Source organism: Kribbella sp. NPDC043289, assembly GCF_056436705.1.
The window spans coordinates 400,181-410,504 of sequence record NZ_JBWKCB010000007.1 but is presented as its reverse complement, the minus strand read 5'-3'; the positions used below and the strand labels follow the sequence as shown (position 1 = coordinate 410,504).

Here is a 10,324-nt window from a genome sequence, read left to right as displayed (position 1 = left end):
AGGAGAGAAGTTTCTCTTCGAACGTGGCAAAGACTTTCCTTTCCAGACGACCCAATCTTAGTTGGGTCGCTGTCCGGGAGCTTCGGGGCACCTCAGATCGAACTCCGAACCCCTTGATGTAGGCCGCTCCGAACGCCTCGTCACCCGATCCATGCGCAAAGCCCTGAACGCCCGCGACAAAGGCTGCGTGGTCTGCGGAGCCCCACCGATCCAATGCGACGCACACCACCTGATCTCCTGGATCGACGGCGGCGAAACCAGCATCGCGAACCTGGCCCTCCTCTGCCGCCGCCACCACACAGACCTCCACGCCGGCCGCTGGACCATCACCATCACCAACGGCCAAGTAACCGTCACCCGCCCAACCTGGGCCACCCCACCCCTAACCCACCCCGCTGCCACCACAATCCACCCACCCCCAACCCGTCCCACCCCCTCACCCAACGCCGACCCACGCACCGACGGACGCGGCGATTCACGCGCCGACGGACGCACCGACCGATGCGCTGACCGTTGCGCTGACCGTTGCGCTGAGAGGTGCGCTGAGAGGTGCGCTGAGAGGTGCGCTGAGAGGTGCGCTGAGAGGTGCGTTGATCAACGCATTGATCAATGCATCGAACCGGGCGTCGACCGAGCCCTGCCCAAGGCGGAGGCTCAGCAGACCCGAACGAGTACGTGGGACGGCGCGAGTCAGCCAGTTGTGCGGGGCGGCCGATGGTCGGCCGACGATGCGACCCGCGCGGAAGCGGCACGATTCGCTTTGTGGGGGACCGCCCAGGCACGCAAACCCGGTGTACCGAATGCCAACCTGGCACACTCCGCCGCAGACCCGCCGTCCTTCGCCACAATCTGACCCTGTCGGCGTACTCGCGCCTCTCCAGACACGAGTACAGCGGCACCTCGTGACGCGCCATGTCCCTCGTCGGGCTGCCGACGCAGGCCGCGCGCTTCACCGGGTTGTAGCGCAGGACCACCGGGACCGCGGCTTGATCGACGCGGTCGCCGTCGACCTCGACTCGGGCGCCGGGATCGCCGATGGACGCGGCTCTACGCATTCGTACGCATTCGTCCGCGTACGTACCTGCCGCAGCCGACGCTGCGAGCCCACGCGTCGGCCCGCGTACACGTGGCCGGGGGTGCTGCGAGCCCAAGCGTCTTCGCCCACGACAAGCGCCGCATCCGACGGCTACCGCAGCACAACCGCTCGCACCACCGGGAGCGGCGGCGCCGGGCTCTTGTCGCCCCGCCGCGGCGTACAGACCGGTCCTGCTGCACGTGTTTGTACGTCGCCGGGTTCCCATCACCGGCGGTCGCAGCTCCTGGCTGTGGAACTCCAGGTCGTGCAGCTCCGGGCCACGCGCTGCTGGGTTCCCCTGCCGCGCCCCGCAGGACCGAGTTGGCTGCCGCGGGGCCGCGCGCGACGTGCCGTATGCGACCTGACATGCGCGACCCGCCGTACGTCTGCGGTCTGCGGTCTGCCGCATGCCTGCCGTGTGCGACCTCGCCACGTGCGAGGTGGCGTGCGTGGGGCGGCGTTCGCGGCCTGCCATGTGCGAGCTGGTGGTGCGGGGTGCTGCCGGGCGTGGCCTGCGGTGGGGCACCAGGGGACTTGGCCGGCGTCGGTGGAGGTGCGCGGGATCGGGGCGATGCGGTGGGGTGGCCGTTAGACGGGTCGTGGGGTTGCCGTGAAACGGGTGGTTGGGTGGTTAGGCGCTAGGGGTTGGGGTTGCCGCGGGCGGGTGGTCGTGAGGCGGGTGGCTGTGGAGGGGTGGGTGGACGGGCGTTAGGGGGCGTGGTTAGTGGGGTGGGTGGGTGGCGAAGTACTCGAGGAGTTGATGGATGTAGGGGGCTCGGGACTCTGGGGTGGCTGGGGTTGGGAGGGGGCGGGTGTTGTAGAGGTTGTCGGAGTTGTAGCGGGGGAAGACGTGGACGTGGTAGTGCCAGGCGTCCTGGTAGCCGGAGGGTTCGTTGTGTTGGCGGGTGGAGGTGCCGGTGCAGTCGTAGGTGGTGCGGATGGCTATGGCTACTTCGCGGACGAGGTCCTGTACGGCGTGGCCGGATTCGGGGGTCAGGTCGTACAGGTTCTCGTGGTGGGCGGTTGGCACCACCAGGACGTGGCCCGGGTTGTTGGTCCACCAGCGCGAGGCAACGAACGCGAGGGCGCCGTCGGTGCGGCGTACTACGTCGCGTTGCCTCGTCAGGTGGTCCTCGCCGCCGGCGGCTAGCCGGCAGAAAAGGCAGTCAACATGGTTAGCGTGGTATCACAAAGGTGATGTAGGTGGAGTTGCCCTTGCCTGCGACACCGGAGTTGGGGCCGAGGGCCAGTTGGCCCGCGGGTACGTCGCGTTTGAACAGGACCAGGCGTTGGTCCGTGGTGCCTACTGTCTCGCCGGTGCGGGTGAAGTCGGACAGCCAGCCGGGCCACCACGCGTTCTCGCCGCGCGCGTCGAACGCCACGTAGACGGTCGCCGGTCGCGTCAGGTTGAGCGTGAGGTAGTCGGCCGGAGTGGTCGCCTTGGAGTCGTCGTTCGCGCCTTGGATCAACGCCTGCCCGTTCAGCTGATCAGGCAGGTCGGTGATCTTGTACGACCGGTCCACGTACGTCTGCGCACCAGTCTGCGCCTTCACCAGGTTGGTTAGCTTCTCCGGCGACCGTACCGAGACCAGATCGCTCACCAGCGGCGGCTCGCTCCGAGTGATCCCCAGTACTCGGTTACCAACCGTCTTGACCTGAGATGCCGGCTGACCGGTCAGCGGCGCGAAGCCGAACGACGACAGCGGTACGGCGACCCGCTCGACCGTGTACGACGTATTCGGAGTCACCGCGACCGAGACAACGTCGCTGGAAGTTGGCGAGACGACAACGCGACCGTGAGAGTCCACAACCCGCACCTGCTGACCGGCCCACGGGTTAGCGACCTTCAACGTCTCCCGGCTGCCTGCCTGGATCCCGACAACACTCGGTACGCCGTCCAGGACCTCAGTGCTGACTCGGTGACCACCCGGGATCTGCACCGACCCCGAAACGTCCCAGTCGCTCGGCCAGGCCGGTGCAACGCGCACGACCCCGTCGTACGACTGCACCAGCGCCTCCTGCAGGCCGGTGGTCAGTACTCCGCCCCACTCGTTGTAGAAGCTGTGGTTGCGGACGGCCTCCTGACCAGTGCGGTGCACAGTGAACCCGTTGGGGTAGATCTGGAAGTCAGCGATCCCCTTGAGCAGCAGGCGCTTCACCTCGGCGGACAGCCCGAGCCGCGCGGCCCAGGTGGAGTCCATGCCCCAGTCCTTGTCCTGCGGGTAGACGCGCTGCCGGTACGTCGCCTGCATCAGCTCGGAGGTCTTGTCGAAGACACCCCAGGGCCAGAGCGCCTCCATCTCCGGGTTCTGCGTGTTGTGCGACGCCTCGTCTGTGCCGGACCACGCCAGCACCTCCTCACCACCACGCTGCACGGTCCGGAACGGCGGCAGCTTGCCAACCGCGGCACGCAGTTGCGTAGCGAGCGCAGTGTCGCCGTGCGACGTTGCCAGGTCGGCAACGAGTGGGAAGATCACCCGCATCGCTGCCATGTCCGGCACCGGGTCGCTGGTGTCCCACTGCACCTCCAGCGCGTTGACGTGCTCCAGGTGCAGGTAGCCGTCGGTGCCAACTGTCATCGCCGACAGGTAGAAGCGCGCCACGTCCCGCATCAGTGGGTAGCTGCGGTTCAACAGCGCCTTGTCGCCGGTGTAGCGGTACTGCTGCCAGATGTTGTTCACCAGCTCCGGACCACTCGTCAGAATGCGCCGGGTCCAGCTGGGCTCGTTGATGTTGTCGCAGCCGTCACCAGTGCCGTCGTACCGCATGAACTCGGGCAGGCAGAGTCCCTCGCCGCCGGTCCAGTGCGTGCGCGTCCACTCGCGCATCAGCTCGGCCCTGTCCTGGTAGAACTTGAAGTACGGCGCATTGAGCTCGCCGACGCCCGCACCGAGGTTCGCGGACACCAGCATGCGCAGGTTGAAGTGCCAGTACGAATCCTGCGCCCAGTCCGCCTGGTCCCCGGACGAGGAGAACATCCGGACCACAGCACCATGGGTACTCGGTACGTCGCCACGCATCGACGCAGCCATCGTGTACAGCTGCAGTGCGCGCAGGTTCTCGACGTACTCACCAGACCCGTCGGCGGACGTGATCCGCATCGGGGCGGCCTTGGCCCAGTACGAGTGCCACCACTGCAGGTGGTGATCCGGCGTCTCCGCCACGGCCTTCCGAGCCGCAGTACGGAGCTCACCACCGCGGTACGACGGTACGCCGACCACGAGCCGGTAGCTGCCGTCAGCGCGCGGCCGGAACGTCAACCGGACCGTCAGCGGGTCCACAACAGCTGCTGTCACGCCAGATGCCTGCGCGGTCAACGCGGCGACCGCTCCGGTGATGCTGCCGGACGCCTTGTCGTGGAACGTCTCCGCCAACGCAGCGATCCCATCGGCCGCGCTGACAGCCGGCGTCCGACCGGCCCACAGCTTCAGGTCGGCGGTCTGGGTCTTCGCAGGATCCGCACCGGTCACCTCGAGCACGAACTGATCAGCATCAGCTCGCACGTACGAGCGCGCAGTCATCCCACCGCCGCTCTGCACGACCTGACCGTCGTACAGCGCCAACCGCCCGCTGTAGTCGTCAGCACGCATCAGTGAGTCCAGACCGGGTACGACGAGCCGCCCGGCGGACTTGAGATCGGGGAACGTGTCAACGCGGTTCAGTTGGGCGCTGTAACCCTTCTCGGCCCAGACTGCCGCACCGAGCACGCCGTTCCCCAACGGCATCGCCTGGTAGGTCTGCCACGCCGGTCCTTCCTGGACGAGGTCCGACCGCGACACCAGCCCGGCGGTGTCGGCCTGCAGCGCGCCGTCGTGCCACGCCGTTGTTTCAGCTTCGTCAGCGTCAGCACCGACCGCCGGCAAGGCAGAGGCGCCCACGGTCATCAGCGTTACTAGTAGAGGTAGTGCAAGTCGAAGCATTCGATGAACCTTTCGGGGCGGTGAAAGTTCAGAGGGCTGTCCACAGCTCCTGTGGGACTGGCTCCTGCCAGAGCGCGACGTTCTCCCGTACCTCGGCCGCGGTCGCGCAGCCGATCAGCACCGACGACACCGCCGGATGCCGGCCCGGGAACTGCATCGCAACGGCCCGCAGCGGTATGCCGTACTCCGCGCACGCCTTCTCCAGTACGGCGACCCGCGCGAGGATCTCCGGCGACGCGGGACGGTAGTCGTACGTCGTACCTCCCGCGAGCACGCCCGAGTTGAAGACGCCGCCTGCAATGACTGCGACGTCGTGCTCGGTGGCGGCCGGCAGCAGGTCGTCCGCGGCGGACTGATCGAGCAGCGTGTACCGACCGGCGATCAGCACCGCGTCGAGATCGGTTTCGCGGACGAACCGTGCCGGGATCGCCGAGCTGTTCATGCCGAGCCCGATCGCACCGATCACGCCCTGTCGGCGCAGGTCCTCCAGCGCCGGGTACGCCTCGTCCAGCGCCTGCTGCACGTGGTTGTCCGGGTCGTGCAGGTGGACGACGTCCACGCGATCCAGCCCGAGCCGGCCGAGACTCTCCTCGACGGAACGGGCGATCCCGTCCGCGCTGAAGTCGTACTCGACCCGATCGCCGATCACGCGCCGGCCGGCCTTCGTCGAGACCTTGTACGACGCCCTCGCGACGCCGGCCAGTCCGGCGCCGAGTCGACGCTCAGCCGCGCCGGCGCCGTACAGGGGAGCCGTGTCGAAGTAGTCGATGCCGAGCGACAACGCCGTCTCGACAACGTCCGGACCGGTCACGAAAGCCGTGCCGAGGCCGAGTGGGCCCAGTGAGATCATGCGCGCGGCTCGATGAAGTAGTCGACACCGGGACGCGTGCGGAACTCGACGACGCCGTCTTCAGGCCGCCCGAACGCCACCGGACCGACAGACGACTTCACGTCGACCGCGGCACCGGTCCGCAGCCGGAGCCGGTTGCCCAGCAGCGACTGGATCTTGGCCTTCTTCAGCTTCCCGTCGGCCCACGAGAACTCCAGGTCGAAGCCGCCACGCGCTCGCATGCCGCGCACGCTGCCGGTCGGGAACGCCGTCGGCAGGCACGGCAGCAGTGCGACCTCGCCGGAGTGGCTCTGCATGATCATCTCGGTGATCCCGGAGACGCCGCCGAAGTTGCCGTCGATCTGGAACGGCGGGTGCAGGTCGAACATGTTGGGCGCTGTCCGGCCCGGACCGAGCAGCTGCGTGAGGTGCTTGTACGCGTTGTCCGGCTCGAGCAGGCGGGCCCGCAGGTTCAGCTTCCACGCCAGCGACCAGCCGGCCGTCACTGCCGGTCCACGCAGCTCCAGCGACTTCCGCGCCGCGTTCGCGAGTTCCGGCGTACTGCGGGGTGTCACCTGGTCGCTCGGGAAGACGGCCCACAGGTGTGAGACATGTCGACTCGTCTCCAGGGCGGCCTCTTCCCAGTCGATCAGCCACTCCTGGATCTGACCGAGGTACCCGATCTGAAGCGGGGCCAGCTTGGACCGTGCGTCGGCTGCCTGCGCCGCCATCGCGGAGTCCTCGCCCAGCAACGCGGCGGCCTGTCCGAACACCTTGAACAGGTCGTGCAGGATCTCGGTGTCCATCGTCGGCCCGGCACACATGCTGACACCGACGTTGTCGTAGTCGTGGTGCTTGACCTCGGGGGAGTGCGAGGGGCTGGTCACCAGCCAGCCCGTCTTGGCGTCGGTCTGCAGCTGGTCGAGGAAGAACTCCACCGAGCCACGCAGGACCGGGTAGTACTTCCGCAGCATCTCCAGGTCGCCGGTGTACTCGTACCGCTCCCAGAAGAGCAGCGAGAGCCAGGCACCACCGGTCGGCCAGACACCGTAGTACGCGAAGTCCACAGGTGCGCTGCCACGCCAGCCGTCGGTGTTGTGGTGCGCTACCCAGCCGGGGGCGTCGTACATCGTGGCTGCCGTGCGGGCACCGGACTCCGACAGTTCACCGATCATCTGGAACAGCGGGTCCCAGCACTCGGCCAGGTTGGCAGGACCGGCCGGCCAGTAGTTCATCTCGCAGTTGATGTTCAGTGTGAACTTGGACTGCCACTCCGGCAGCATCTTGTAGCTCCAGATGCCCTGCAGGTTCGCGGGCTGGCCCGGGGTACGGGAGCTGGAGATCAGCAGGTAGCGGCCGAACTGGTAGTACAGCGCGGCCAGCTGCGGGTCGCCACCGTTGCGGAACGCCGTCACGCGCTGGTCCGTCGGCAGTGCGATCGAGTCCGACGTACCGAGGTCCAGGTCCAGGCGGCCGAACAGGCGCTGGTAGTCCTCGATGTGCTCGTGCCGCAGCTTCCCGTACGCCGGGCGACCGACCGCGGTGAGCGGTGCGACGGCCCGAGCGACCTGGTCAGCGCCGACGTCCAGGTAGTTGCGGTAGCTGGTGCCGACCGAGTACACCAGCGTGACCTCGTCCGCACCGGCGACCGACAGCTTGCCGTCAGCAACCGTAGTGGTTCCACCGTCGGCGAAGGCGCGGAGCAGTGCGGTGAACTCGACCGAGCCCTTCAGCCCTTCGGCGTCCCCACTGATGCCGTTCAGCGCCAGCGTCTTGTCGTCGAAGCGCGCAGGCGTCGCAGCCTGCTCAGTGCTGTACGTCGCGTCGAAGGTGAGCGCACCGGCCTGGCTGGAGGTCAACCGCATCACCAGCACCTGCGCGGGGTGGCTCACGAACACCTCCCGCGTGTACCGCACACCGGCGTGCTCGTAGCTCACCGACGTGATCGCGGTGGTCAGATCGAGCTCCCGTCGGTACGCCGTGACAGCGGCCGCGTCGATGCCGGGAAAGGCCAGCGACAGGTACCCGACCGGCTGGTACTGCATCTGCTCGGTCGGACGGCCCATGAAGTGCTGGTCGGCGAGGTTCTGCGCGTCGAGGTACTTCTCCTCGGCGATCAGCCGGCGGATCTCCGGCAGGACGTCCTTGCCGATCGGGTCGTCGTACTGGTGTGGGCCGCCGGCCCAGATCGAGTCCTCGTTGAGTTGCAGTTGCTCGGTGGCGGTTCCGCCGTACACCATGGCGCCGAGCCGGCCGTTGCCGATGGCAAGTGCCTGCAGCCACTCGGTGGCGGGTGTGGTGTACCAGAGTTTGAGCGGGTTGGTGTCGCTGCCCGGGGGCGGTACGGCAGCGGCGGTGGACGGAGTGAGAGCGAGCGAGCCGGCGACGGCTGCGGTGCCGGCCGCGGCGCCTGCGGTCCTAAGGACCTGGCGGCGGGTGTACTCGTTCATGGGCGGTCTCCCTGGGGCGGTAGATGCGCTGGGCGGTGCCGCGGAACACGTCGTTGTGCGCGGCAGGAGGCAGCAGTGCGGTGGTACGTCGCAGTACCTCGGCGCGGGTCCCGGCCAGCGTGCACACGGGCCAGTCCGAGCCGAACAGCAACCGTTCACTGCCGAAGAGTTCGAGGGCGGCGTCGACCATCACGCGGAGGTCGTCGGTCGCGAGGTGGGCGGTACCGGAGAGCTTGACGGTCACGTTCGGGCACTCGGCGAGCGCCCGCAGTCCGGCGAGCCAGTCCGGTGTAGCGGTAGTTGGGTTACCGAGGTGGTCGAGGACCAGCCGCGCGTCGGGTACGGCGGACGCGAGCCGGGCAGCCCCGATCAGGGCGGAGGGGCGGAGCAGGAGGTCGATGGCGAGGCCGGCGTCGGTGGCGGCCCGCACGCCGCGCACGTGCGCGGGATCGGTCAGGGCGTCGGGATCGGTCTGGTCCGCGGGTGGACTGCGGACACCCACCAGCCGCGGGTCGTCAGGCAACCGGTCCGGAAAGTCGAGCAGATCGAACCACCCGACCACACCGACCACCGAAGGCGTCTCCCGAGCCAGAGCGAGCAGGTCCCCGACCTCGGTCGGATCCGCGTCGGCTTGGACGAGCACCACGTCCGGGAGACGGCCGCCGGCTGCGCCGGCGAAGTCGGTGAGGGTGAAGTCACGGCGGAGGGGATGGCCCGGCCGGAGCCAGGGGAGTGGCCGGCGGGCGAGGTCCCAGACGTGGACATGGGCGTCGAGGGGCGGTGGGTCGTGGGCGTCGAGCAGCGCCGCGCCGTCGCCGGCGTCACCCATGGTGGCCGGCCGGTCTGGTGATGGAGCTCTCGCCGCGGGCGTGGGCGGCGAACAGGCGGGCGGAGTCCTCCGGGTCGGTACCGGCCAGGACCTCGATCAGGTCCACATGCCGGCGGGCCATCAGGCCCCAGTCACCGGCGTACATCGCGTTCGACACCACCTGCAGGCTCCACAGCGCCGGCTCCAGCGTCCGCCACACGCGCAGCAGCATCGAGTTGCCGCTGGTGGCGAGCACCTGCCGGTGGAACCGCAGGTCGGACTCCCGGAACGCGCCGATGTCGTGGTGGTCGGCCGCCTCGCTCATCCGCTGTACTTCGATCCGCAGCAGGTCGAGCTCCTCCGGCGGCACGTGCCCGGTGGCGCGCCGTGCGGCCGCGGACTCGAGCAGCACGCGGACCTCCCGCGCCTCGCGGGCCTCGACCTGGGAGATCTCGGTGACGAAGTTCCCCAGCCGGGGACGGTACGTGACGAGCCCTTCGTGCGCGAGGCGCCGTACTGCTTCCCTGGCCGGGGTCTGGCTGGTGCCGAGGACCCGGGCGATCTCGGACTCGACCACCCGCATCCCCGGAGCGAGCTCGCCGGACAGTATCCAGTCGCGAATCGCCTCGTAGACCCGGTCGGACAGCAACTCGGTGTCACTGGCCACCGGCGGCGCCGGGTGACCGACCCCGAGGGACACGCCGGCGGAGCGATAGTGCTGCGCCTCCTCCCGGCGTCGGCGCGAGACGGTCGACTGCGAGACGCCGTACGCCGCCGCCAGCTCCCGGGTTGAGAGGCGATGTCCGGAATCGGCCATCGATGTTGTCGCCGTCCCGCCGAGCTGGACCCGGTCCACCATCCGCGGGCGGCCGCTGCGCATCCCGTCGTCGAGACCGGCCATCCCCATCCGGAGGAACCGCCGGCGCCACTTGCCGACCGTGCCCGGGGTGACGTCGAGCAGGTCCGCTACCGCCTTGTTCGAGCGCCCTTCCGCGCTGGCCAGCACGATCCGGGCCCGCAGCCGCATCGCGTCGGTGGTCCGCGCGGCGGCCGCGAGCTGGCTGAGCGCGGTCCGCTCGGCCACCGACAGGGTCAGCGGCGACTTGGGTCTTCCGGCATCGGGCATGGCTGCATGGTGACCCCGTTCACAGCGTTCTGCCAACCCCTTCTGGCACGGACTTGTGACTCAGAATGTCCACTTTGCCGCGTAATCGTTGACACTTGGGCGCCGCGCTCTGCATC

Annotated in this window: 8 protein-coding genes; 1 reads left to right on the top strand and 7 read right to left on the bottom strand. The window is 68.6% G+C overall.

Going from position 1 to position 10,324, the window contains the following annotated elements:
• On the bottom strand, positions 1-295 hold a 295-nt coding region (locus AC0662_RS35055; protein WP_478306081.1), incomplete at its 3' end, for a hypothetical protein.
• Between AC0662_RS35055 and AC0662_RS35050 the strand changes: the two genes are divergently transcribed.
• Positions 188-853 (top strand): HNH endonuclease signature motif containing protein, encoded by a 666-nt coding sequence (locus AC0662_RS35050; protein ID WP_478306079.1) that lies wholly within the window; start codon positions 188-190, stop codon positions 851-853. The genes AC0662_RS35055 and AC0662_RS35050 overlap by 108 nt on opposite strands.
• 943 nt (positions 854-1,796) lie before the next feature.
• Here the strand turns inward: AC0662_RS35050 and AC0662_RS35045 are convergent.
• The 6 genes from AC0662_RS35045 to AC0662_RS35020 form a co-directional block, all read right to left on the bottom strand.
• Entirely contained in the window at positions 1,797-2,201 is a 405-nt protein-coding gene (locus tag AC0662_RS35045) for an HIT family protein (RefSeq protein WP_478306077.1), read from the bottom strand.
• 49 nt (positions 2,202-2,250) lie between these two features.
• The gene (locus AC0662_RS35040; protein ID WP_478306071.1) at positions 2,251-4,953 is read right to left on the bottom strand and encodes a glycosyl hydrolase family 95 catalytic domain-containing protein; all 2,703 of its coding nucleotides are present in this window, start codon (positions 4,951-4,953) and stop codon (positions 2,251-2,253) included.
• 70 nt (positions 4,954-5,023) lie between these two features.
• Complete coding sequence (locus AC0662_RS35035; RefSeq protein ID WP_478306069.1) at positions 5,024-5,845, bottom strand: aldo/keto reductase; 822 nt, start codon at positions 5,843-5,845, stop codon at positions 5,024-5,026.
• On the bottom strand, positions 5,842-8,274 hold the full coding sequence (locus AC0662_RS35030; RefSeq protein ID WP_478306067.1) for a glycoside hydrolase family 95 protein: 2,433 nt from the start codon (positions 8,272-8,274) through the stop codon (positions 5,842-5,844). The genes AC0662_RS35035 and AC0662_RS35030 overlap by 4 nt, the downstream gene beginning before the upstream one ends.
• Complete coding sequence (locus AC0662_RS35025) at positions 8,243-9,103, bottom strand: amidohydrolase family protein (protein WP_478306065.1); 861 nt, start codon at positions 9,101-9,103, stop codon at positions 8,243-8,245. Before AC0662_RS35025 ends, AC0662_RS35030 begins: the two co-directional genes overlap by 32 nt.
• Positions 9,096-10,208, bottom strand: coding sequence for a GntR family transcriptional regulator (locus AC0662_RS35020; protein WP_478306063.1), 1,113 nt, complete (start codon positions 10,206-10,208; stop codon positions 9,096-9,098). The genes AC0662_RS35025 and AC0662_RS35020 overlap by 8 nt, the downstream gene beginning before the upstream one ends.
• Between the last annotated feature and the right edge of the window lie 116 nt (positions 10,209-10,324).